A 23,836-nucleotide genomic window follows, 5' to 3' on the forward strand; every position below is an offset into this window, starting at 1 on the left:
GCGCGTGGTCCGACACCGCACCTGGCTCGGCGCCGAGACATCCGAATCGGGTCGGGGGTGCCGGCCGGTAGACTCGGGGCCATGCCGCGTGCCCCGAAACTCGCCTCGTTTCCGGCGATCCGCGGAGCGTTGACCTTCTACCAGATCTGCTCGATCATCACCGGTGTCGGCCTGCTCCTGCTCGTCGCGGAGATGATCCTGAAGTACACCCCGCTGCACATCGAACTGTTCGCGGGGGGCTCGGGCGGGTTCCTCTGGTTCGCGCCCGTGATCGCCGGGCCCGACTGCCAGTGGTGGTCGCTGTTCCTCCCGGCGACCAACGATTGCGACATGATCTCCACGGGCGACGGGTTCAACATCTCGCTGTTCATCCTCGTCGCGCACGGCTGGTTCTACGTCGTGTACCTCTTCGCGTGCTTCCGCATCTGGAGCCTCATGCGCTGGCCGTTCCTGCGCTTCATCACCCTCGCCCTCGGCGGCGTCGTGCCGCTGCTGTCGTTCTTCATGGAGGCGCGGGTCGCCCGTGAGGTGCGCCGTTACCTCGCCGAGCGTGAGGCACAGGCCGCGGCCGCGGCATCCGAATCTCCCACCGTCCCCGCTTCGGAAGGCACCCGGTGACCGAACAGACCGAGACGTCGCAGCGTCCCGTCCTCGTCGTCGATTTCGGCGCACAGTACGCGCAGCTGATCGCCCGCCGCGTCCGTGAGGCGGGGGTGTACAGCGAGATCGTGCCTCACACCGCCACTCCCGAGGAGATCGCCGCGCGCGAGCCGGTCGGCATCATCCTCTCGGGCGGGCCCTCGTCGGTGTACGAGGAGGGCGCCCCCGCGCTCGACCCGGGCGTGCTCGAGCTCGGCGTCCCGACCCTCGGCATCTGCTACGGCTTCCAGGCGATGGCCAAGGCCCTCGGCGGCGAGGTCGCGCACACCGGGCTTCGCGAGTACGGCGCCACCGACGCCACGATCGTTACCGAGGGGACGCTGCTTCAGGGGCAGCCTGTCGAGCAGAACGTCTGGATGAGTCACGGCGACCAGGTCGCCAAGGCCCCCGAGGGCTTCGACGTGCTCGCCCGCACCGCGGCGACCCCGGTGGCCGCGTTCGCGAATGATGCCCGGCGCCTCTACGGCGTGCAGTGGCATCCCGAGGTCAAGCACACCGATCACGGCCAGGCGGTGCTGGAGAACTTCCTGCACAGGGCTGCGGGACTCCCGGCCGATTGGAACAGCGGGAACGTCATCGCCGAGCAGGTCGAGAAGATCCGCGCCCAGGTCGGCGGCGCCCGCGTCATCTCGGCGCTGTCGGGCGGGGTCGACTCGGCGGTCTCGACGGCTCTCGTGCACCGCGCGGTCGGCGACCAGCTGACGGCGATCTTCGTCGATCACGGGCTGCTGCGGAAGGGCGAGCGCGAGCAGGTCGAGAACGACTACGTCGCCTCGACCGGTGTGCGCCTGGTCACCGTCGATGCGCGCGAGCAGTTCCTCGCCGCGCTCGAAGGTGTCTCCGACCCCGAGCAGAAGCGCAAGATCATCGGGCGCGAGTTCATCCGCGCGTTCGAGGCCGCCGAGCGCGACCTCGTCGCCGAGGCCGCCGCTGACGGGGAGCCCATCCGGTTCCTCGTGCAGGGGACCCTCTACCCCGACGTCGTCGAGTCGGGCGGCGGTACGGGGGCGGCCAACATCAAGTCGCACCACAACGTGGGCGGGCTTCCCGAAGACCTGCAGTTCGAGCTCGTCGAGCCGCTGCGCACCCTGTTCAAGGACGAGGTCCGCGCGATCGGCCGCGAGCTCGGTCTTCCCGAGGCGATCGTGGCGCGCCAGCCGTTTCCGGGCCCCGGCCTCGGAATCCGGATCGTGGGTGAGGTCACCGCTGACCGTCTCGAGATTCTGCGTGATGCCGACGCCATCGCGCGGGCCGAGCTGACCAAAGCGGGCCTGGACGGTGAGATCTGGCAGTGCCCCGTGGTGCTCCTGGCCGATGTGCGCTCGGTCGGTGTGCAGGGGGATGGCCGCACCTACGGTCATCCGATCGTCCTTCGCCCCGTGTCGTCGGAAGACGCGATGACGGCGGACTGGACGCGCCTGCCCTACGACGTGCTGTCGAAGATCTCCAACCGCATCACCAACGAGGTCCGCGAGGTGAACCGGGTGGTGCTCGACGTCACGTCCAAGCCGCCAGGCACCATCGAGTGGGAGTGAGGCTCCGCCGACGCCGGTTGTCGGCGGCGCGCGGGGTGTCGACGACACACGGGAGGTGATCGACACACCGGAGGATCGACCATGTGCGAGCGGCCTCCCGTGAGCGGATATCCTCCCGTGCACCCGGCCCGTCCCGAGGGGAAGATGGGAGGGTGACCGTGTTCCCCGACGCCGAGTACGTCATCCTCTCCAGCCGCCTGATCCCCGACCAGGACGGCGGCTACACCCTTGCGACCCTCGCGCGGGCGCGGCAGATGGCTGCCGCCGGTGTGCACGGCGGGCGAGGGCCGCTCCTCCTCACCGTCGATCCCGGCACCCCCGACGAGCACGCGCACCATCGCGCCGTCTTCGAGGGCCGCGATCTCATCGTCGGCGTCGACCGCATGCGGAACCTCTTCGACGAGGCGACGGAAGCGGATGGCGGTGCCGCCGCGTGGCTGCTCAATGCCGCGCGCCCCGGCGACGCCGATCCGGCTCTGCAGTACCGGCCGGTGCCCGCCGAGCGCCCGGCGGTCTCGCTGCCGGTGATCCCCGATGACCCCGACTGGCACATCACGACCGCCCCGATCGCCGTGCACGGTGCGGACGGGCGCGTGCGCGGCATCCTCTCCGGGTTCGGGGCGCTGTACCGCGCGTGGCTCGATCACGTGGTGGCGGGGCTGAGGGCGGATGACCCGGCGCGGCCGGTCATCGTCGTCTGCGAGTCGCGGCAGCTCGGCGAGCTGCTCGCCGGGTGGGACGACCCCGATGTGCGGCTGCTGCACTCGATCCACACGGTGCACATGGAGCCGCCGTACACGCTCGACGCCGAGACGAACGCGCTGTGGGAGCGCTGGTTCAGCGTCGCGGAGCGGTTCGACGCGGTGCTCTGGCCCACCGCCGCGCAGCGCGACGCCATCCAGGAGCGGTTCGGTGCGTCGGATGTGCACATCGTCGTGCCGAACGCGGTTCCCGCCGCCTCGGCGGTCGCGCCGCTCGCCGGGCGCGACCCGAACCAGGTGGTGATGCTCAACCGGCTGGCGTTCCAGAAACGCGTCGATCATGCCGTGCGGGCGTTCGCGGGCGTCATCCGTGTTCTTCCCGAGGCGCGGCTCGACATCTACGGTGACGGGCCGCTGCGGGGTGAGGTGCAGGCGCTCATCGACGAGCTCGGAGTGGGGTCGCACGTGGTGCTGCGCGGTGCGACGGATGACCCGGGGCGCGTGCTCGATCATGCCGCCGTGTTCCTCTCCACGTCGCGGCACGAGGGCCAGGGGCTTTCGCTGGCGGAGGCGCTGGTGCGCGGGTGCCCGGTCGTCGCCTATGACGCGCCCTTCGGACCGGCTGAGGCGCTCGCCGGCGGCGGGGGACTGCTCGTGCCGAACGGCGACATCGAGGCGATGACCCAGGCGCTGGTGCGCGTGCTCACCGACCTCGACCTGCGTCACCGCCTGTCGGTCGAGGCTGTCGAGGCGGCCCGGCGCATCGAGCCCGAGCACGTGATGTCGGCGCTTGCCGGCGCGGTGCGCGACGTGCTGGCGAGGCCGTCCCGGCGGGTGTGAGCACGGCGCGCGTCGCCGTGTGTCTCGTGGCCCCGCGCTTCGCGCGCCTGCTCTTCGTCCTACGTGAGGATTTTCGGTCTTCCCGCGGACCGGAGAGCACCTTCCGGTCCGCGTGAACGCGGATTTCCGCATGAGCGTGGATCTCCGTGGGAGCGTGCGGGAGCGCGGGCGCGCGCGGGAGAGCGAGGGCAGGGCGAGCGTGGCGGAGCACGGTTCGGCGCGGGCAGCTGCGGGGAGGTGGCGCTACGCGCCACTCTGCGCTCAGCCGATCTGCCCAGGGCCGCGTGGGCGGCCGGGCCCGCGGCATCCGTCGCACGATGAGTGCATGTCAGGCACTCCCCGCCCTCCGGCGTTCGGTCCCGAGACCCGACGCGAACTGTTCCACCACCGGGTGCTCGTGCTCGACGGCGCGCTCGATGACGACAACGGCACCCTGCTCACCACGCAGCTGCTCACGCTCGCGGCCGAGGATGAGGCCGCCGACATCGCCCTGTGGATCCACTCGCCGGGTGGATCGGTGCCGGCGATGCTCGCCATCCGCGACGTGATGCGGCTGATCCCGAACGACGTCGCCACCCTCGCCCTCGGCATGGCGGCCAGCGCCGGGCAGTTCCTGCTCTCGGCCGGGACGAAGGGCAAGCGCCGCGCCCTTCCGCATGCCCGGGTGCTGATGCACCAGGGGTCGGCAGGGATCGGCGGGTCGGCGGTCGAGGTGGAGATGCAGGCCGACGACCTCCGCCACACGCGCGACACCGTCCTCGCCCTCATCGCCGACGACACCGGTCAGCCCGTGGCCCGGATCTTCGACGATTCCCTCCACGACCGCTGGTACACCGCCGCCGAGGCGCAGGCCTACGGCTTCATCGACGGGATCGTCGACGGCTTCGACCAGGTCGTGCCGCGCCGGCGGCGGCCGGCCGGTCTCAGCGTCGGTGCGACGGAGGTGGCGGCGTGAGCGGGTACACGATCCCGAACGTGGTGGCGCAGCATCCCCGGGGCGACCGCATCATGGATGTCTACTCGCACCTTCTCGCCGAACGCGTGGTCTACCTCGGCACCGCCATCGACGCGGGCGTCGCGAACGCCCTCATCGCTCAGCTGCTGCACCTGGACGCCGACAGTCCTGAGCGTGACATCCAGCTATACATCAACTGCGAAGGCGGCGACCCGGCGGCGATGCTCGCGATCTACGACACGATGCAGCACGTGCGGCCCGATGTCGCGACGACCGTCGTCGGACAGGCGATCGGCGTCGGGGCGGTGCTGCTGGCCACCGGCGCTGCCGGGAAGCGGGCCGTGCTCCCGCACGCGCGCGTCGTGCTGCATCAGCCGGCGGGGCAGGGTCGCGGGGCGATCCCCGACCTCATCCTCCAGGCCGATGAGCTGGTACGGGTGCGCGGTGAGGTCGAGGAGATTCTCGCGCGGCACACCGGTGTCGATGCCGCGAAACTCCGCGTCGACACCGACCGCGACCGGGTGTTCACCGCCGCCGCGGCCGTGGAGTACGGCCTCGCCGACACGGTCCTGGAGCGGGAGCGCGCGTCAGGTCGTCCCTAACTCCTGCATTCCGGGCCGTCGGGTGCCGGATTCCGGTCGCTGAGCCGCGCCCGGCGCCGAAATGCAGGAGTTGGGGACCAGCATGTGCCCGCACCCACCCGCGCAACTCCTCAGATCCGCCTCGCGAAGCCCCGTTTTGGGGCTGATCGGCGCCTTCGCCCCGCGAATCTGAGGAGTTACGCAGACGCCGCCGCCCGCACCGCCGCCACCGCGTCGGCAGGGCGGCCGCGCCACGGCGCGCCGTGGCCGGGGAGGATCCATTCCACGTCCAGCGCGGCGAGCCGGTCGAGCGAGGCGAGCGCCTCGGCGGGCTCGTCGGTGAAGGGCGCCGGCTGCGGCCCGACCTCGCCGGTGAGCACCGACCGGGTGGTCAGCGCATCGCCGACGAACGCGGCCCGCACCTCGGGCACGTACACCGCGACGCTCCCGGGGGAGTGGCCCGGCAGTGCGACGATCCGCGGGTCGCCGGGAAGAGGCAGCACCTGGCCGTCGGCGATCTCGACGACCTCGGTCAGGTGCCGGGTGCGCGCGCCGCCCTTGCGGGCGGCGTAGAGGAAGAACCCGGCGAGGGCGCCGAGGCGCTTCCGCCCCATCGGGGTCGGCGGCTTCGGCCCGCCCTTCGCCCGCTCGGCGTCAGCGGAATGCACAAAGACGGGCACGCCATACTCGCGCCGCAGGCGCTCGGCGAAGCCGAGATGATCGCTGTCACCGTGGGTGAGGATGACCCCGCGGATGTCGCTGAGCCCACGTCCCATCGCGCGGAGCTCACGCAGCAGGTCGCGCCAGTGCCCGGGCAGTCCGGCGTCGATCAGGGTAATGCCCTCGGGGGTGTCGACGAGGTAGGCCGCGACGATGTCATTGCCGAGGCGGTGGAGCTGGGGGGCGATGCGCATTACCGTCTTCTCTCTGCGTGGATTACGATGGCTACGGTACATAGCCTTCATGGCTAACGTCAATAGCCGCACGATATTCCCCGGAGTCCCGATGCCCACACCCGAGCGCACCACGCTCCCCGCGATCGTCACCTCGGCCCGCGAGCTGCTCGAGGAGCGCGGCGCCGCGGGGGTGACGATGCAGGCGGTGGCCGAGCGGGTCGGCGTGCGCGCTCCGTCCCTCTACAAGAGGGTTCGCGATCGAGACGAGCTTCTGCGCCTCGTGGCCGAGGACGCGGCATCCGATCTCTCACGGCGCTTCGCCGCGACCGATGGAACCATCACCGAGCTCGCCCACGCCTACCGCGCGTTCGCCCGAGCCCACCCGATGAGCTTCCGCCTGGTGCTCGACTCCGACGCGGCGGCAGGGGCGTTCCGCGACGTCGCCGACCCCATCATCGCGGCGACGAAGAGCCTCGAGGCCGCCCGTCTCGTCACGGCGTGGGCGACGGGCTTCCTCACGATGGAGCTCGCCGGCGCGTTTCGCCTCGGCGGCGACCTCGATGAGGCCTACGCGTTCGGGCTCGAGACCATCGTCGCCGGGCTCGACCGTTCGCGCTGACTCAGCGCTCGGCCTTCGGCCAGACCTTCCCCGCCCACGGGTCGTAGTCGGCGACGAGGTCCTCCTGCGGGGGCCGCTCGGCTTCGGGGACGTGCTGCAGGTTCACACGGACGCGGTACCAGAGGGAGGATGACCCGCGCATGCCGTCGATCATGACGTCGGCGGGATGCAGCTGCGCCGCCACCGCGGAGTGGTGCGCCTTCCAGGTCTCGAACGCCTCGAGCGCCTCGGGCTTGGTCTTCGTGCGGGCGACCTCGATGAGCGGCATGGTCGACTGCCGTCGCCCCGAGCCGTCACGGTTGCTGTGAGAGCCGCCGCGCGGCGGCTTCTCGGCCGGTCCGAGTTCGTCGGCGAGCCGCAGCAGAGCATCGAGCGACCCGACGGCGTCGTCGATGCCGGCATGCGGATCGCCGATCTCGGCGTACCGGGTGAGCATCGTGGGCACCGTGAAGGCCTCGGGGCGGGCGGTGCGCACCTCGCCCCACGACAGCGGTGCCGACACGCGGGCATCGGGCCGGGGCCTCACCGAGTACGCCGAGGCGACGGTGCGGTCCTTGGCGTTCTGGTTGAAGTCGACGAAGACGCTCTCGCCGCGCTCCTCCTTCCACCACCGCGCCGTGGCGAGGCCGGGTGCGCGGTTCTCGACCTCACGGGCGAGCGTCTCGGCGGCGAGGCGCACCTGCTTGTAGTCCCATTCGGGAGCGATGCGGATGAGGATGTGCAGGCCCCGCGACCCGCTCGTCTTCGGCCAGCCGACGAGCCCGACGTCGTCGAGCACCTCGCGGGCGACGAGGGCGACGTCGACGATCTGCGACCACTCGACACCGGGCATCGGGTCGAGGTCGATCCGCAGCTCGTCCGGGTGGTCGAGGTCTTCGGCGCGCACCGGGTGCGGGTTCAGGTCGAGGCATCCGAGGTTCACGATCCACGCCAGCCCGGCCGCGTCGCGGATGACGGCCTCCTCGGCCGACGTGCCGGACGCATAGCGCAGCGTGGCGGTGTCGATGAAGGCCGGGTGGTTCTCGGGCACACGCTTCTGGAAGAACGGTTCGGCGTCGATGCCGCGGGGGAAGCGCTTGAGCACCATCGGGCGGCCGCCCGCGCCGCGGAGCGCGCCGTCGGCGACGGCGAGGTAGTACTCGACGAGGTCGAGCTTGGTGATTCCGGGCTCGGGGAAGACCACCTTGTCGGGGCTCGAGATCCGCACCTCCTCGCCGTCGACGTCGAGGATCGCGGGCGGTGTCTTCGCGGCCATGCGGCCCACCGTACCCGCGCGCAGGTCAGGCGGCGAGGGCGAACGCGCCGCGGATGCTCGTGGTACGCACCCTCTGCACGCTCCGCAGATCGTCGGCGACGCCGAGCGTGAGGTCGATCAGGGTGGTGTCGAGGGCGCCGGCGATCGCGGCGATCATCTCGCTCGAGGGCTCTTTGCGGCCGCGCTCGACCTCGGAGAGATACTGCGGCGACACCCCGGCGCGGTCAGCGGTGTCGGTGAGGCGCTCGCCGCGCTCGTGCCGCAGGCGCCGCAGGCGCTCGCCGAGGGCATCGCGCCACAGGGGTTCGGGCGGGAGATGGTCGCTCATGAAGCGAGGGTAGAGAGCGGATGCCGCGCTGCGCCACGCGTTCTGCTCACAGCAGAACGTCGCCGGCGGCGAGCCCGGCCGCTGCAGGAGGCGGCGGCCGACCGCAGCGTCCCCGACTCCTGCAGCTGCGGGTGCCACGCCGGTCGCAGGATCGCACGTCGGTCGCAGAATCTCGGCGTTTCACTGCAACGCCGGTGCAATTCTGCGACGCCGGGGAGGGGTAGGGGACGAGGGTGGGGGGAGGGAGAGGGGTAGGGGGAGAGCGGCGGAGGGTGCGAGAGCGGCGTGGAGGGGGGAGCGGGGAACGCAGAACGGCCGGCCCGGAAAACCGGGCCGGCCGTTCGTAAAGCGGGTGAGATCTCGGTACGCGGGTCGCGCTACTCGATCCGCGTCGCCCTCGGATCAAGGTCGCTGCGCGACGATGATCCGAGTCGACTCACTCGCTGCCGCGAAGGATCGCGAGGATGCGGAGGATCTCGATGTAGAGCCACACGACGGTGACCATGATGCCGAAGGCGCTCAGCCATCCGTACTGACGCGGGGCGCCGTTGCGGACACCCTGCTGCACCTGGTCGAAGTCGAGTACCAGCGAGTAGGCCGCCATGATGACGACCAGGACGCCGATGATGAGGCCGAGCGGGATGCCGAAGACCTCGACGCTCCGGAGACCGAAGGCGCCACCGGCGAGCGGGACGTTGAACAGCATGAGGCCGACGTTGATCAGCGAGAACACCAGGTAGCCGACCATCGCGATGAGGAAGATCTTCGTCGCGCGCGCCGACGCACGGATCTTGCCGCTGGCGAAGAGGGCGAGCGTCACGCCGACCACGACGAGGGTCGCAAGCGTCGCCTGGAAGACGATGCCGGGGTAGAGCATCTCGAAGAACGCCGAGATGCCACCGACGAAGAGTCCTTCAGCGGCCGCGTACGCGAAGATCAGCGCGGGGCGCACCTTCTTGCGCGAGGTGAAGATGATCACCAGCGCCAGGACGAAGCCGGCGAGACCACCGACGATCATCGGCAGCACCGAAACGTTCTCGGTCGTCGGCACGAGGCCACCGAGCGTCCAGACCCAGCCGACGGCGGCGGTGACGAGGAGGATCGCGAAGAGCGACACCGTCTTGACGACGGTGTCCTCGATCGTCATCCGTCCGGTCTCGACCGAACCGGCGGGCGGACCGGCGAAGGCGCCCTCCATCTGCGCCTGCGCGGCGAGGTCGACGCCACCGCGCGAGGCGGAGCCTGCGGCGGCGGCGGGCGGCGGAGTCAGGCTTGCTGCACGCGCACCGCCCGGGTATGACTGCACGGCGCGGGGATCCTGAAACGCCGGGTTGTTGAATGCGGGGTTGTTGAGGGCCACTGCTCTCACACTCCAAAGTATTCGGGCCACAGCGGTGTGCTGTGAATCAACGATATCGGACCCTTTCCGATTCCCGGCAGGTGGGGTGCTGTGAAGCGACTATGAGCGCTTAGCCTGAAGTCGTGCGCCGCCCCCTCGTCATCGGCCACCGGGGTGCCCCGGGCTACCGCCCCGAGCACTCGCGCTCCTCGTACGCCCTCGCCCTCGAGATGGGCGTCGACGCCGTCGAACCCGACGTGGTGCTCTCGAGGGACGGCGTGCTGGTCGTCCGTCACGAGAATGAGATCTCGGGAACCACGGATGTCGCAGCGCGACCGGAATTCGCCGATCGCCGCACCACGAAAGAGGTCGACGGCATCGCCCTGACCGGGTGGTTCACCGAGGACTTCACCTGGGACGAGCTCGCCACGCTCCGGTGCCGCGAGCGCCTCCCCGAGGTGCGCCCCACGAGCGCGACCTTCGACGACCGGCAGCCCGTGCTGCGCCTCACCGATGTGCTCGACCTCGTGCGCGACGCGTCGCTCGCGCAGGGGCGCGAGATCGGCGTCGTGCTCGAGATCAAGCACGCCACCTTCATGGCCTCGCTGGGCTTCGACCTCGCCGCCATCGTCCACGACGACCTGCGTGCCGCCGGGTGGGCGGCAGGGGAGTGGCCGCTCGTCGTGGAGTCGTTCGAGTCCAGCATCCTGTTCGCCCTGCAGGATCGGGGGCTTCCCGCCCGCTATGTCTACCTCCTCGAGGCGGCGGGGAAGCCCTTCGACCTCATCGCGGCCCACGGTGACGACGCGCCGACCTACGCGTCGATCGCCGCGCCGGCGGGCCTGGACGCCCTGGCGGGGAGAGTCGACGGCATCAGCGTGGACAAGCGGATGCTGCTCGCCCCCGACCGCTTCGGGCGGGCCACCGACCGCTCGCGGATCGTCGCCGACGCCCACGAGCGTGGCCTGCAGGTCTTCACCTGGACCTGCCGGCCCGAGAACCCCTTCCTCCTGAAGCAGTTCCGGGGGCCGGGCGGCAAGGCGGCGTTCGGCGACTACGAGTCCGAGTGGGCCCTCATCGCCGACGCCGGCGTGGACGGCGTCTTCGTCGACCACGCCGACCTCGGCGTCCGGTTCTTCCGCGACGGCCTCACTTCTTCGGGTCGTGCCCCCAGTTCATGAGCGAGTAGCGCCACGGTGTGTCGGTCACATCCCCGCTCGGGCGCTGCGACGAATGCCGTGAGACGTACCCGGTGACCTTCTTCATGTGCGCGTAGTCGCTGTCGGTGAGGTCGGCCTTCTTCTTCTGCAGGATCTTCACGATCCGTCGCCCCGAGGCGTGCCCGGTCGATTCGCCGCCGCCGTCCTTCTGTCCGACGTCCTTCGACTCGTCGGTGTCGAGCCAGTTCTCCAGCTCGCGCGCCGTCATGTTCACGGCCTCGGCGAAGTCATCCGCGATCTTCTTCTGCTCGTCGTGGTCCATGCCGTGATTGTGAGCCCGCGGACGAACGGGAATGAACCCCTTGCATCCCGCCGTTGCACATGCAAGCCCGGGTCGATTCCTGAGAACCGCATGCCAGGGTGCGTATACGCCCCGCGTAGACTTTTGGTTTCACCGATGGGCGTGCTCGAGCCCGTCGAACGGAGGTTTCGTGGCCGGAAATGCGACCACCCGCTTCAGCAACGTCTCGTTGCTGTCGGTGGCGAGCGTGCTGCCGAGCCGGGTGACGACGTCCGACGACATCGAAGACCGCCTCACCGATGCGCTCGCCCGTCTGCGCCTGAAGCCGGGCCTGCTGCGCCGCGTGGCCGGCGTCAACGAGCGACGCAACTGGGCGCCGGGCGAATCGTCGGACGAAGCCACGGTCACCGCCGGCACGAAGGCGCTTGCCGAGGCCGGGGTCGCAGCCGGCGAGGTCGGCCTCCTCATCAACACCTCGGTGACCCGCAAGCACCTCGAGCCGTCGGTCGCGGTGCGGCTGCACCATGGCCTCGGCCTTCCCACCTCGGCGATCAACTTCGACGTCGCCAACGCCTGCCTCGGCTTCGTCAACGGCATGAGCCTGGCCGCCGGGATGATCGAGTCGGGGCAGATCCGCTACGCGATCGTCGTCAACGGCGAGGACGCCGACGAGATCCAGGTCAACACGATCAACCGCCTCGTGAACTCCAACGCCGACCGCGACGGGTTCATGAGCGAGTTCGCCTCCCTCACTCTCGGGTCGGGCTCGGCGGCGGCGGTGCTGGGCCGCACGGACGAGCATCCCGAGGGTCACCGGCTCCTCGGCGGGGTCACCCGGGCCGCCACCCAGTTCCACGAGCTGTGCGTCGGGAGCGTCGACGGCATGTTCACCGACGCCAAGGCCCTGCTCAAGGGCGGCCTCAACCTCGTGGTCTCGGCGTGGAAAGAGGCAGCTCCCGAGTGGAAGTGGTCGGGCATGGACCGCTACATCACCCACCAGGTCTCGTCGGTGCACACCACCTCCATCGTGAAGGCCGCCAAGCTCGACCCCGAACGGGTGCCGGTGACGTACGACCGCTACGGCAACGTCGGGCCCGCGTCGATCCCCATCACGCTCGCCGAGCAGCAGTCGTCGCTGAAGCGCGGCGACCGGGTGCTCCTCATGGGCGTCGGCTCGGGGCTCAATACCGCGATGATGGAACTGGCCTGGTGACGGGCCGGTGAGTTCGCCGGCCGCACTGCCCTCCGAAGGCCTTCCCGGACTCGACCCCCGATTCTCGCGCCTCGTCGCCGTTCCCGGCCGAGGGGCGGACGAGGGGATGACGCGCACCTGGCACATCCTCGACACCGGCCCCGAACTCGCACGACTCGGCGTCTCCCCGCGGGGGACGGTCCTTGCGGTGCACGGCAACCCGACGTGGTCGTACCTGTGGCGGAGCATCGTCGCGCGCTCGTTCGCGGCCGCCGAGGCGGGCGAGCCCGCGTGGCGGGTCGTCGCCGTCGACCAGCTCGACATGGGCTTCTCCGAGCGCACCGACGTCGCGCGCCCGCTCGCGCAGCGCGTCGCCGACCTCGCCGCCCTCACCGACACCCTCGGGCTCACGGGGCCGGTCGTGACCCTCGGGCACGACTGGGGCGGCGTGATCTCGCTCGGGTGGGCGATCGACCACCCCGAGCTTCTCGCCGGCGTCACGCTCCTGAACACCGCCGTGCACCACCCCGAGGGGGTGCCGATCCCCGCACCGCTCCGCCTCGCCGGGGCGCGGGGCGTGCTCGCCGTCTCGACGGTGCAGACCACGGCCTTCCTCGACACCACCCTCGCGCTGGCATCCCCGGCGCTGACCCCCGAGGTGAAGGCGGCGTTCCGCGCGCCGTACGGCACCGCCGAGCGCCGCCGCGCCATAGGCGGGTTCGTCGCCGACATCCCCGTCGACGCCCGCCATGAGAGCTTCGCCGAGCTGCAGCGGATCGCCGACGGCGTCAGCCGACTGACGGTTCCCGCCCTGATGCTCTGGGGCCCCCGCGACCCGATCTTCAGCGACCGGTACCTCGACGACCTCGTCGAGCGGATGCCGCAGGCCGACGTCCACCGCTTCGAAGGCGCCGGGCACCTCATCGCCGAAGACCGCGACTACGCCACCGCCGTGCTGACCTGGCTCGCCGAGCCCCAAGACGAAGAGCCGCCCGCTGAGGGCACGGAGGCCGCGTGGACCCCGCTGTGGGAACGCCTCGACGCCCGCCGGACCGACGACGCGACCGCCGTCATCGAGATGGGCGCCGCGGGCGTCGTCCGCCGGGTGAGCTGGCGGCAGCTGGATGACCGCGTGCGCACCCTCGCCGCAGGGCTCACCGCCCTCGGCGTGCGCCGGGGCGACCGCGTCTCCCTCCTCGTGCCGCCGGGCCCGACCCTGACGGCCATCATCTACGCGTGCCTGCGCATCGGGGCGGTCGTCGTCGTCGCCGACGCCGGGCTCGGCCTGAAGGGCCTCACCCGCGCCGTGCGCGGCGCCTGGCCCGACGTCGTCATCGGGGAACTCCCCGGCCTCACCGCCGCGCGGGTGCTCGGTTGGCCGGGCCTGCGCATCTCGGTGCCGACGCTCCCCGCCGTGACGGCCCGCGCCCTCGGCATCCGGCACAGCCTCGCCGACGTCACGCGCGTCGGCGCCGCCGCCGACCTTCCGTCCGGCCCCGGTCCGGACGATCCCGCCGCCATCCTCTTCACCTCCGGGTCGACCGGCCCGGCGAAGGGCGTCGCGTACACGCACCGGCAGCTGTCGGCGCTCCGCGACATCCTCGCCGCGCATTTCGACGTCTCGCCGGGCACCGGCCTCGTCACCGGCTTCGCCCCCTTCGCCCTCCTCGGCCCGGCGCTCGGCACGCTCTCGGTGACCCCCGACATGGACGTCTCGGCGCCCCGCACCCTCACCGCGTCCGCGGTCGCCACGGCGGTCCGCGCCTCACAGGCGCGCATCGTCTTCCTCTCGCCGGCGGCGATCCTGAACGTCGTCGCCACCGCCGACGCCCTCACCGCCGACGACCGCGCGGCGCTCGCCGGCGTGGAGACGTTCCTCTCCACCGGGGCACCGATCAGCGAGGCGCTCCTCACCGCGGCCGCGCGGGTGATGCCGAACGCCACCGCGCACACCCCGTACGGGATGACCGAGTGCCTGCTCGTCACCGACATCACCCTCGACGGCATCCGCGCGGCGACCGAGGCACCCGATGCCGGCGTCTGCGTCGGCACCCCGATCGGCGCGAACCGCATCCGCATCAGCGCCCTCGACACCGACGGCCGCGCCACCGGCGACCCCGCCGAGACCCCGGGCGTCCTCGGCGAGATCCTCGTCTCGGCCTCGCACCTGAAGGACCACTACGACCGCCTCTGGCTCACCGACCGCGAGGCCTCCCGCCAGACACCCGATGACGACGCTCGCTGGCACCGCACCGGCGACGTCGGACACCTCGACGACGGCGGGCGCCTCTGGGTCGAGGGACGCGTGCCGCACGTGCTCGTCACCGCCGACGGACCGCTTGCCCCGGTCGGCCCGGAGCAGCAGGTCGAGCGCGTCCACGGCGTCCGCCGCGCGGCGGTGGTCGGTGTGGGTCCGCACGGCCTCCGCCAGGCCGTCGCGGTGATCGAGACGACGCCTGCCGCGGCGGGCCCGGGCCTCGCCGCCCCCGAGCTCGCCGCCCGCATCCGGGCCGCGACCGACACCCCGCTCGTCGCCGTGCTCGCCGTGCCGGCGCTTCCCACCGACATCCGCCACAACTCCAAGATCGACCGCACCCGCCTGTCAGGCTGGGCGGAGCGGGTGCTCTCCGGCGAGAGGCCGACGGCGCCGTGAAGGTTCTCGTCACCGGGGCATCCGGTTTCCTCGGCGGAGCCGTCGCGGCCGACCTCGTCGCCGCGGGTCACCAGGTGCGCACCCTCCAGCGCCGCCCCTCCGGTGTCTCGGGCGCCGACGACATCCTGGGGTCGGTGACGGATCCGGATGCCGCGGCGCAGGCGCTCGACGGCGTCGACGGCGTCATCCACCTCGCCGCGAAGGTGTCCCTCGCGGGCGACCCGCGGGACTTCGAGGCGGTGAACATCGGCGGCACCCGCACGGTCCTCGATGCCGCCGAGCGCGCAGGGGTCTCGCGCTTCGCCTTCGTCTCGTCGCCGTCCGTCGCCCACGCCGGAGCGGCGCTCGCCGGGGTGGGGGCGGAGCCCGCCTCACCCGAGCACGCGCGCGGCGATTACGCCCGCACCAAAGCCGCCGCCGAGCTGCTCGCGCTCTCACGCGACAGCGCCGAGATGGCGGTCGTGGCGATCCGGCCTCACCTGGTGTGGGGGCCGGGAGACCCGCAGCTCGTCGAGCGCATCGTCGCGCGAGCGCGCGCCGGACGGCTGCCGCTGCTCAACGGCGGGACCGCGCTCATCGACTCCACATACATCGACAACGCCGCGACCGGTATCACCGCCGCGCTGGCCCGGGCCGAGCATGCGCACGGGCGCGCGTTCGTGCTGACGAACGGCGAGCCGCGCGCGGTCGGGGAGCTTCTCGCCGGCATCTGCCTCGCCGCCGGCGTCGCGCCGCCGCGATGGAGCGTTCCCGCGGGCGTCGCGCGCGCCGCGGGCTCGGTCGTCGAACGGATCTGGGCGGTGCGTCCCGGTGAAGACGAGCCCCCGATGACCCGGTTCCTCGCCGAACAGCTCTCCACGGCCCACTGGTTCGAACAGCGCGAGACCCGGGACGCGCTCGCGTGGGCGCCGGCGGTGTCGATCGACGAGGGCCTCGCCCGCCTCGCCGATCACTACCGCTCCGCGCCGCGCTGACCCCCGCTGCGCGACAGACCTACGCGGCGAGCGGCACCCGCACCGCGAGGCCCTCGATCGCGAGCCGGTACTCCTCGATCATCCGCTCGCGCGACAGGCGCGGCCGCGACGCGAGCGCCAGGCGCCGGAAGGCCGGCCGTGCGGCGAGCACCCTGTCCCAGGCCCCGGCGATCTCGGCCGGATCGTGCGCGGTCACGACCCCGAACCCGGCGACGACACGGGCGGCGTCACCGACCGAGGTCGTGACGGGGGTCGCGCCCGACGCCGCGCCCTCGATGAGGCAGAGCGGCGACGCCTCGCCGAAGGCGCTCGTGAGCGCCACGATGTCGGCGATCCGGTGGAGGTCCGGCATGTCGCCGCGGATTCCCAGCAGGTGAACCCGAGCGGATGCCGCGACACCCGCCTCCGAGAACGCGGCACGCAGCGCGGGGTTGGCCTCCGACATCCCCGCTCCGCACATCAGGTAATGGGTCTCGGGCCGACGCTCCGCGTGCGCGGCGACCGCGCGGAGGAACAGCCCGGGATTCTTCATCGCGTCGAACCGCGCCGCGAAGAGCACCACGGGCGCGTCGGCGGGAATGCCGAGCGATCGTCGGGTCGCGGCGCGCTCCTGCGTCGTCCCCGGCCGGAATCGCGCGGTGTCGATGCCGTTCGCCACGACGTGCGTGGGAACCCCGTCCCCCAGCACCTCGCGGTACGCGTCGCGGGTCGACTCCGCGCAGGCGATCGCCGTGGTGACGAGCCCGGTCCGGGCCGCGTCGGCGAGCCAGTCGCGAGCGGGGCCGGCGTGCGCCGGATCGGAGCGGTGGAGGCTCACGGCGACGGGCACCGCGGGCATCATGCCCCGCTCGCGGAGGGCGAGGAGGAGCCCGAGCGGCTGCTCCTTCAGCGACACCACCACATCGGCCTGCCCGATCACCGCCGCCGCCCGACGCAGCTGGCGGGGCGAGAAGGTCTCGGGTCCGAGCGGCGCGTCGCCGGCGGTGCGGCCGAGGTGTCGCACCTCGACGCCCGCGGCGACGAGGCGGAGGAAGCGCGGGTCGTCCGCCATCCTCTGCACGGTCGCCTCGCGTCGCGCACGCGCGGCGATCGACAGCACACGGTGACGCTGCCCGCCGGCGTGGAGCCCCTGCAGCCCCGCGACGACATCGGTGTGCAGCACCCGGGCGCCGCCGGCGAAGAACCCTTCGTAGAGCGACAGAACGCGCAGGGGTGCGGTCATCGTGGCGCCTCTCATCGATCCGAGCCGTCAGACGACGGTTGGTCAATGCTCGGGTTTCGGCGCCTCGATGTCGATGAACGCAGAGCGTGGGGTGGGTGAACGACGGGTGACGGATTCGAGCACTCCGCGGGCGACGCGCGCCGTGTCGAGCCACGACGGCAGGCGTGCGCCCGCGGCGCGCGCCGCGCGCGTCATCCGGTCGCGGCGTTCGTGATCGGTGAGCACGGTGCGGAGCGCTCCCGCGAAGGCCCGGGGGTCGCCGGGCGCCACGAGCGTCCCCGCCTCGGCGGGCACCGTCTCGGGCACCGCACCGGTCGAACACGACACGATCGGCACGCCCCACGCGAGGGCCTCATCGAAGACCAGGCCGTACCCCTCGTAGCGGGTGGCGAGGGCGAACACCGAGGCCTCCGCCCACAACTCGGCGAGCTCGTCGTTCCCGATCCGGCCCGCGATCCTGACCCGCTCCCCGAGCCCGAGCTCGTCACGGAGCCTCGGCAGCGCCGCGGCGAACGGCTCATCCCACGGGGTCCCCACGATCTCGGCGCGCCAGTCGAGGTCGGTCAGCTGCGCCAGGGCGCGCAGCAGCACGTCGTGCCCCTTCCGGGGATGCTGGATCCCCACCGACAGCACGAGCGGCGGCGCGGCAGCCCGCCTGACCCCCCGGGCCGGGTCGGTGCCCGGCCGGGCGACGGTGATCATCGCGGGGTCGGCGCCGTACCCGTCGACGAGCAGGCGCGCGGTGTGGGGGCTCGGCACGAGCACCGCGGCAGCCAGACGCAGGTTGTCGCGCTCGTTCGTGAAGAGCCACTCGCGCCGCTCCGGCGACAGCCCCTCCTCGTGGGCGAGGGGGTGGTGGACCATCCCGACGATCGGCGCGCGCACGCGCGCGAGCGCCGCGGTCGGCGTGGCGCCGAACACGAAGCCGTCGAGGATGAGCGGATGCCGCGGGTCGACCTCCTGCAGGGTCGCCACCGTGGCATCCACGTCCTCCTCCGACGGGTCGGGGAACGAGCCGGTGACCGGCAGGTACGCCGTGTCGACGCCGACCTCGCGGAGACCCTCGAGGAGGCGCTTCTCGTACAGGTAGCCGCCGGTGACGGTGTCGAGGTCGCCGGGGATGGCGAACGCCGCGCGGATGCTCACGTCTGCTGCTCCGGCGCGTAGACGCGGAGCACCGGCGACTCGATGACCCCGACCAGGGCGTACCCGAGCGCGGAGAGCGCGGTCACGGCGACGACGGCGACGGCAAGGAGGTCGTAGCCCGACTGCGAGGCGGCGAGGGCCATCGCCGCCCCCACGCCCGTACCGATCGCGAGCCATTCCACGACGGTGACGGCGAGCACCGCCGCCGGCACGCTCATACGGGCGGCGGCGAAGAAGGCGGGGAGCATGGCGGGGATCCGCACCCGCACGAGCTGCACCCGCGCGGGCGCGCCGTAGCCGCGGAGCACATCGAGCGCCTGGCCCGGCGCTTGCCGAAGGCCCTCGAGGCACGCGATGAGGGTGGGGAAGAACACCATGAGCGCCACGAGCGAGATCGCGCCGACGGGTCCGCGCCCGAGGAGCAGGATGACGAGCGGGGCCGTCGTGACGATCGGGACGGCGCGCAGCGCAATGGCGATCGGCATCGACACGGTCGCCGCGCGCGGGGCGAGGGTGAGCGCGATCGCCCCGCCGGCGCCGACGGCGAGCCCGGCGAGGTACCCGGCGATCGCGAGCACCGCGGTCTCGCCGAGCGCGGCGAAGAGGATGCCGCGCACCTCACCGCCGTCGTCGACCCCGGCGAAGATGCGGATGACGTCGACCGGCGTTCGGGCGAAGAACGGGCTGATCCCGGTGACCGCGATCCCGCCCCACCAGAGCGCGACGATGACGACGAGGAAGGCCACCGTGGTGACGACGGCGCTGCGCACCCGCTCGCGCCGCGGCAGGCGAGGGCGGACGGGCGCGAGGATGAGCGGCGGTCGCTCGGTGACGAACCGGCGCCCGATCGCGCCGATCACGACATAGGCGACGACCGAGACGACCGTGGCGACGGTGGCGAGCGCCCAGGTGAGCTGGATGTCGAGGTCGCGCGACGCGCGGATCGTCAGCACGCCGAGCCCGCTCTGCGCGCCGGTGAACTCGCCGACCATTGCGCCGAGGAACGCCGCGGGTGCGGCGATCTGCAGCCCGGCGATGAGGTACGGCAGGCTCGCCCGCGCGCGCACGTGGACGAGGGCCGCGCCCGCGCCCCGCCCGTACGACCGGACGAGGTCGAACCAGGTCGCCGGTGCCGCGCGGAGTCCCACGAGGAGCGGGATCATCGTGGTGTAGTACACCGCGAGGGCGGCGAGGACGACCTGCGGGCCGTCACCCGGGCCCAGGATGACGCGGAGCACCGGGCCGGTCGCGACGAGCGGCAGGCAGAAGACCACGAGCGCCACGGCGGTGACGACCCGCTCGGTCGCCGGCAGCAGCACCGCCAGGGCGGCCAGGGCGATGGCGGCGAGATTACCGATGACGAATCCGGCGAGCGCGGCCTGCCCGGTGACGAGGAGGGCCCGCCAGAGCAGCCCCGCCTGGGTGACGAGGGCGACGGCGATCTCGGTGGGCGCGGCCAGCACGAAGGCGGAGGTGAGAAGGCGCGCGGCGACCTCCCACACCACGAGCAGCAGCACGACGGCGATCGCCGTGTCGCGCCGGACGTGCGTCCGGGTCGCGGTGGCGGTGGTCATGCCGCCCGTGACCGGGAGAGCGCCTCGGTCACCGCGGCGACGACCCGGTCGAACGCCGCCTCGTCCTCGCGCGGGACGGCGATGTCGGCCACCACCCGCGCCGGGCGCGGGCTCAGCACGACGATGCGGTCGGCGATGCGCGCGGCCTCCGAGATCGAGTGGGTGACGAGCAGCGCCGTGGTGCCGCGCTCGCGCCACAGCGGCGGGAGTTCGGCGATGAGGTCCTGCCGGGTGAGTTCGTCCACCGCGCCGAAGGGTTCGTCCAGGAGCAGCAGGCGGGGCTCGGTGATGAGCGCCCGCGCGATCGCGGCGCGCTGCCGCATCCCTCCCGACAGCGCCGCCGGCCGGGCGTCGCCGAATCCGTCCAGGCCCACGCGCCCGATCATCCGGTCGATCGCCGCGTCATCGACATCTCGCCGGGTGAGGGTGAGTGCGAGCGCGGCGTTCTGACGGACGCTCCGCCAGGGCAGGAGCGAGGGGTCTTGGAACGCCACGGCGAGTTCGCCGCGCTCGGCGACGGCGTGCGGTGAATCGCCGTCGATCGTGATCGACCCGGAGGTGGGGTCTTCGAGTCCGGCGATCATCCGCAGAAGCGTCGACTTGCCGCATCCGGACGGACCCACGAGCGCTGTCGTCGACCCGCCGGTGAACTCCAGATTCAGCGGAGCGACCGCCTCGAGCCCGTCGGGGTAGACCTTGCCGGCCCCCGAGACGAGAACCCGGGGCTCAGCTGCCATGGACTTCTTCCAGCACCGACCGATCCCAGAGGTCGGCCGGAACATCCTGACCGAGCAGGGCGAGGGTCTCGCGGTTCTGCGCCACGGACTCGTCCGTCCACCAGCCGAAGCCGTTCTCGTCGGTGACCTCCGAGAACATCAGCGGCACCTGCCGCTCGGCCTGCAGCTGCTGGGTGGGAAGGTCGAGCCCGGCGTCGGGGAACTTCTCCACCGTGAGGGCGGCTGCCGCGTCGGTGTCGGCGCGGTACTCGTCCCACCCGCGCACTTCACCGCGCATGAGCGCGACGAGGTCGGCGCGCCGGTTCGCGAGGGAGTCCTCGGTGGCGATGTAGGTCTGCGAGTGGAGGGCGTAGCCGTAGTCGGCCATGAGCATCGTGACGCTCTCGACCCCCTGCACGGTCATCGCGACGGGCAGGTCGGTCTCCCAGCACAGGAGGCAATCCACTTCGCCGGCGAGGAGGGGCTGCGCGGAGTACTGCGTGGGCACGACCTCGATACCGTCCACGTCGACGTCGTTCAGGGTGCAGAGCGTCTCGAGCACAGGGGTGTTCGCGAGGGCCATGCCGATGCGCTTGCCGACGAGGTCGGCGGGGGTGTTCACCGGGTTCTCGGGGAGCGAGGCGACGACGAAGGGGTTCTTCTGCATGGCGACGCCGATGATCTTGAACGGCGCCCCCTCGGCGACCGCGGCGGCGGTGTAGTCGGCGGCCGAGATGCCGATGAGCGCCGACCCCGACACGACCGGCGGTTCGACGGGGGCGTTCGGCCCTCCCTGCAGAAGGGTGACGTCCAGGCCCTCGTACCAGCCGCGGTCCAGCGCGATGTAGCTCCCGCCGAACTGCACGGAGTGCAGCCACGACAGTTGGAGGGATGCCGCGGTGGCGGCGTCTCCGCTGCCGAACAGCCCCCCGGGGCGGGTGCTCAGGCCGATACCGGCCGCCGCGATACCGGCGACGCCGACGATGCCGGCGCCGAGCAGAGTGCGGCGGGTGAGGGTCTTGCGGTCTGTCATGTGGTGGTCTCCAGGGTTCGGCGGCGAGTCCAGACGAGGGCGAGGCCGGGGAGAGAGGCGAGGAGGGCCATGAGGCCGAACGCAGCGCTCGCGGCGAAGGCTTGGGCGGTGGTGAGCGCCGCGATGGGCAGCAGGGCGACGGCGGCACCCTCGCGCACGCCCCACCCGCCGACCGAGATCGGGAGCACCATGGCGAAGAGCACGAGCGGAACCACCGCGAAGACCGCGCCGAGGGGGAGCGGGGCCCCGACGGCGGCGGCGCAGCAGGCGAACGCCGCGAGGATGCACACCGTCGCCCCGGCGCTGAGCACGAGCTGGGCCGGGAGCACGCCCGGGGCGGCGAGGCTCCGGCGGGTGCCGTCGACGAGGCGGCCGAGTCGCGAATCGGGCGCGGGCGGGGCGAAACGCAGGCGCAGGGCGAAGACGAGCGCCGCGCCGGTGAGCGTGAGGAGGGTCGCCGCGATGCCCGCGGCGAGAGCGGGTGGCCACACGATGCCGCCGGGGGCGAGGAGTGTGACGCTGAAGGCGAGGGCGAAGACGGTGAGGAGGGCGACCTGACCGACACCGCGTTCGACGATGACGGCCCCGATCGACCGGCCCAGTCTCGACGTGCCGGGCGTCGCCTGGTGCCTGGTGCGCGCCGCGCGGGCGGCGTCGCCGACGACCCCGCCGGGCAGGGTGGTGTTCACCAGCTGCGCGAGGAAGTACTCGCGGATCGCGTGTCCACCGCTGAGGTCGATGCCAAGCGGCGCCGCCGTGACCCGCCAGCGGAGCGCCGAGAGCACGGTGTGGGTGAGAAGGAGCACGACCGCGGCGAGCAGCCACAGCGGGTTGGCGGTGAGGAGGATGTCCAGGGCCTCCGCCCCTCCCGCGACCTGCCAGACGATCGCGAGGATCGCCACGGTGAGAAGGGCCTGGCCGAGTCTGATGAGAGCGGGCCGGGCCGAGGCATCCGCATTCTTCCGCAGCTCTCGGATGTCGACACCGAACGACCAGGCGAGCAGCCCCGCGGTGACGACGACGATCGCGATCGCGACCGGTGCGGCGAGGAAGGGCAGCTGCAGCGCGATGAGGGCGATGAGCTGGAGGACGCAGATGACCTTGCGGCTGTAGCGGGGGCTGATGGGCCCGTTCAGCCACGGGTAGGCGAACGCGGCAGCCCCGAAGAGGTAGCGGGGGAGGCCGAGGATGATCGCGATCGGGCCCGCCGGCCCGAGGGAGGCGAGGAGGGCGAGCACGAGCGCGAAGGCCGAGTCGACCTCCATGTCGAAGCTCGCGCCGAAGCGCGATGACAGACCCTGGCGGCGGGCGAGGTACCCGTCGACGCCGTCGAGGCTCAGGGCGACGATGCTGACCGCGATGACCACGACGGGGTGCCCCCCGCCGGCGAAGAGCACGGCCAGGAGGAACGCCACGACCGTGAGCCGGATGAGGGTGACCACGTTCGCGCCGCCGAGGCGGGCGAAGGGGTGGTGGCGGGCGAGCGCCACGGCCGCGCCGACGAGGGCGAGGATCAGTGCGGATGCCGCGGCGAGCACGGCGGCGATGGGGAGGCCGAGCGCCAGTCCACCCGCGAGGGCGACGCCGACGCAGATGAAGGTGAGGGGGGTGAATCGGGTGACGGCGGGCCGGTTTTCGGCCGCGACCGGCTGACCGGCCGTGGTGTGCGGTGCTCCCGTGGCCGCGCTCTCCCGGGCGACGGTCATGAGTGGGACGCTATCAGCGGCGCGAGGGTGCGGGGCCCGATTGCGACAGGTTCCGCGGGACTGGGTCCGTCGTCCTGTCCTTCCGACGTCGATGTCATCCCCGGGCGAGGATCGCTCCGGCCTGCTGAAGCCAACGCCGCGGGTCGCCGAGTCCTTCCCGCGTCGAGCCGGCGAGATCTGTCAAGGACAGGGCCCTGACGAACGACAGGGCCGGTGCATCGTCGGCGATGCGCCCCGCGACGAGGGTGACCGGGACGCCGGCGGCCGACGCGAGGCCCTGCACGTGGGTGGTCGCCTTCCCCGCCGCCGAGGACCCGTCGTAGGGCGTGTTGATCAAGAGGTTCCGCTCCTCGGTGGGTGAGTCTTGAACGGTGACGCGACAGGAGATCTCTGACGAGGTGTGGGCCGTGATGGAGCCGTTGATGCCGACGGTGACCGGTCGGTCGCGGC

At 72.3% G+C, this 23,836-nt stretch carries 22 protein-coding genes; 10 read left to right on the plus strand and 12 right to left on the minus strand.

Annotated features, from left to right (window positions below; genetic code table 11):
- Nucleotides 1-81: 81 nt before the first annotated feature.
- The 5 genes from MA875_RS15855 to MA875_RS15875 all read left to right on the plus strand — a co-directional run bounded on the left by MA875_RS15855 (nucleotide 82) and on the right by MA875_RS15875 (nucleotide 5,293).
- Entirely contained in the window at nucleotides 82-618 is a 537-nt protein-coding gene (locus tag MA875_RS15855) for a DUF3817 domain-containing protein (RefSeq protein ID WP_248243215.1), read from the plus strand.
- A complete protein-coding gene (guaA, locus tag MA875_RS15860) occupies nucleotides 615-2,195 on the plus strand; it encodes a glutamine-hydrolyzing GMP synthase (RefSeq protein WP_248243216.1) in 1,581 nt (526 codons plus the stop codon). Before MA875_RS15855 ends, guaA begins: the two co-directional genes overlap by 4 nt.
- A gap of 152 nt (nucleotides 2,196-2,347) precedes the next feature.
- Nucleotides 2,348-3,736, plus strand: coding sequence for a glycosyltransferase (locus MA875_RS15865; RefSeq protein WP_248243217.1), 1,389 nt, complete (start codon nucleotides 2,348-2,350; stop codon nucleotides 3,734-3,736).
- A 325-nt stretch (nucleotides 3,737-4,061) separates the two neighbouring features.
- Entirely contained in the window at nucleotides 4,062-4,691 is a 630-nt protein-coding gene (locus tag MA875_RS15870) for a ClpP family protease (RefSeq protein WP_248243218.1), read from the plus strand.
- Nucleotides 4,688-5,293 carry a ClpP family protease gene (locus tag MA875_RS15875; RefSeq protein ID WP_248243219.1) on the plus strand — a complete coding sequence of 202 codons (606 nt, stop codon included), beginning with the start codon at nucleotides 4,688-4,690 and terminating at the stop codon, nucleotides 5,291-5,293. The genes MA875_RS15870 and MA875_RS15875 overlap by 4 nt, the downstream gene beginning before the upstream one ends.
- Nucleotides 5,294-5,469: 176 nt before the next feature.
- Here the strand turns inward: MA875_RS15875 and MA875_RS15880 are convergent, their stop codons facing one another.
- Nucleotides 5,470-6,186, minus strand: a complete 717-nt coding sequence (locus MA875_RS15880; protein ID WP_248243220.1) for an MBL fold metallo-hydrolase — start codon at nucleotides 6,184-6,186, stop codon at nucleotides 5,470-5,472.
- Nucleotides 6,187-6,277: 91 nt separating this feature from the next.
- On the opposite strand from MA875_RS15880, the gene MA875_RS15885 reads away from it, so the two are divergent.
- Nucleotides 6,278-6,787, plus strand: a complete 510-nt coding sequence (locus MA875_RS15885; RefSeq protein WP_248243221.1) for a TetR/AcrR family transcriptional regulator — start codon at nucleotides 6,278-6,280, stop codon at nucleotides 6,785-6,787.
- A gap of 1 nt (nucleotide 6,788) precedes the next feature.
- Here MA875_RS15885 and ligD read toward each other — a convergent pair whose 3' ends face one another.
- The 3 genes from ligD to MA875_RS15900 all read right to left on the minus strand — a co-directional run bounded on the left by ligD (nucleotide 6,789) and on the right by MA875_RS15900 (nucleotide 9,730).
- Nucleotides 6,789-8,042 (minus strand): non-homologous end-joining DNA ligase, encoded by a 1,254-nt coding sequence (ligD, locus tag MA875_RS15890; RefSeq protein ID WP_248243222.1) that lies wholly within the window; start codon nucleotides 8,040-8,042, stop codon nucleotides 6,789-6,791.
- A 25-nt stretch (nucleotides 8,043-8,067) separates the two neighbouring features.
- The gene (locus tag MA875_RS15895; RefSeq protein WP_248243223.1) at nucleotides 8,068-8,370 is read right to left on the minus strand and encodes a helix-turn-helix domain-containing protein; all 303 of its coding nucleotides are present in this window, start codon (nucleotides 8,368-8,370) and stop codon (nucleotides 8,068-8,070) included.
- Nucleotides 8,371-8,806: 436 nt separating this feature from the next.
- Nucleotides 8,807-9,730 (minus strand): Bax inhibitor-1/YccA family protein, encoded by a 924-nt coding sequence (locus MA875_RS15900; RefSeq protein WP_248243244.1) that lies wholly within the window; start codon nucleotides 9,728-9,730, stop codon nucleotides 8,807-8,809.
- A 122-nt stretch (nucleotides 9,731-9,852) separates the two neighbouring features.
- Here MA875_RS15900 and MA875_RS15905 point away from each other — a divergent pair, with 122 nt between their 5' ends.
- Nucleotides 9,853-10,890 (plus strand): glycerophosphodiester phosphodiesterase family protein, encoded by a 1,038-nt coding sequence (locus MA875_RS15905; protein WP_248243224.1) that lies wholly within the window; start codon nucleotides 9,853-9,855, stop codon nucleotides 10,888-10,890.
- Here the strand turns inward: MA875_RS15905 and MA875_RS15910 are convergent.
- Entirely contained in the window at nucleotides 10,859-11,191 is a 333-nt protein-coding gene (locus MA875_RS15910) for a DUF3140 domain-containing protein (protein WP_248243225.1), read from the minus strand. The genes MA875_RS15905 and MA875_RS15910 overlap by 32 nt on opposite strands.
- 169 nt (nucleotides 11,192-11,360) lie before the next feature.
- On the opposite strand from MA875_RS15910, the gene MA875_RS15915 reads away from it, so the two are divergent.
- The 3 genes from MA875_RS15915 to MA875_RS15925 are packed head-to-tail and all read left to right on the plus strand — an operon-like array spanning nucleotide 11,361 to nucleotide 15,989.
- The gene (locus tag MA875_RS15915) at nucleotides 11,361-12,383 is read left to right on the plus strand and encodes a 3-oxoacyl-ACP synthase III (protein WP_248243226.1); all 1,023 of its coding nucleotides are present in this window, start codon (nucleotides 11,361-11,363) and stop codon (nucleotides 12,381-12,383) included.
- Between the two features lie 7 nt (nucleotides 12,384-12,390).
- Nucleotides 12,391-15,015 (plus strand): alpha/beta fold hydrolase, encoded by a 2,625-nt coding sequence (locus MA875_RS15920; RefSeq protein WP_248243227.1) that lies wholly within the window; start codon nucleotides 12,391-12,393, stop codon nucleotides 15,013-15,015.
- Nucleotides 15,012-15,989: an NAD-dependent epimerase/dehydratase family protein gene (locus MA875_RS15925; protein ID WP_248243228.1), complete on the plus strand. Its 978-nt coding sequence runs from the start codon at nucleotides 15,012-15,014 to the stop codon at nucleotides 15,987-15,989. The genes MA875_RS15920 and MA875_RS15925 overlap by 4 nt, the downstream gene beginning before the upstream one ends.
- A 19-nt stretch (nucleotides 15,990-16,008) precedes the next feature.
- Here the strand turns inward: MA875_RS15925 and MA875_RS15930 are convergent, their stop codons facing one another.
- From MA875_RS15930 to MA875_RS15960, 7 genes are all read right to left on the minus strand, one after another.
- Complete coding sequence (locus MA875_RS15930; RefSeq protein WP_248243229.1) at nucleotides 16,009-17,211, minus strand: glycosyltransferase; 1,203 nt, start codon at nucleotides 17,209-17,211, stop codon at nucleotides 16,009-16,011.
- 42 nt (nucleotides 17,212-17,253) lie between these two features.
- Nucleotides 17,254-18,357: a glycosyltransferase family 4 protein gene (locus MA875_RS15935; protein WP_248243230.1), complete on the minus strand. Its 1,104-nt coding sequence runs from the start codon at nucleotides 18,355-18,357 to the stop codon at nucleotides 17,254-17,256.
- A complete protein-coding gene (locus MA875_RS15940; RefSeq protein WP_248243231.1) occupies nucleotides 18,354-19,931 on the minus strand; it encodes an ABC transporter permease in 1,578 nt (525 codons plus the stop codon). The genes MA875_RS15935 and MA875_RS15940 overlap by 4 nt, the downstream gene beginning before the upstream one ends.
- Nucleotides 19,928-20,668, minus strand: coding sequence for an ABC transporter ATP-binding protein (locus tag MA875_RS15945; protein ID WP_248243232.1), 741 nt, complete (start codon nucleotides 20,666-20,668; stop codon nucleotides 19,928-19,930). The genes MA875_RS15940 and MA875_RS15945 overlap by 4 nt, the downstream gene beginning before the upstream one ends.
- A complete protein-coding gene (locus MA875_RS15950; RefSeq protein WP_248243233.1) occupies nucleotides 20,658-21,680 on the minus strand; it encodes an ABC transporter substrate-binding protein in 1,023 nt (340 codons plus the stop codon). Before MA875_RS15950 ends, MA875_RS15945 begins: the two co-directional genes overlap by 11 nt.
- Nucleotides 21,677-23,386: a lysylphosphatidylglycerol synthase domain-containing protein gene (locus MA875_RS15955; RefSeq protein ID WP_248243234.1), complete on the minus strand. Its 1,710-nt coding sequence runs from the start codon at nucleotides 23,384-23,386 to the stop codon at nucleotides 21,677-21,679. The genes MA875_RS15950 and MA875_RS15955 overlap by 4 nt, the downstream gene beginning before the upstream one ends.
- Before the next feature lie 94 nt (nucleotides 23,387-23,480).
- A partial coding sequence (locus tag MA875_RS15960; protein ID WP_248243235.1) for a glycerate kinase occupies nucleotides 23,481-23,836 on the minus strand: 356 nt, incomplete at its 5' end.

The organism is Microbacterium kunmingense, from assembly GCF_023155745.1.
GTDB lineage: Bacteria > Actinomycetota > Actinomycetes > Actinomycetales > Microbacteriaceae > Microbacterium > Microbacterium kunmingense.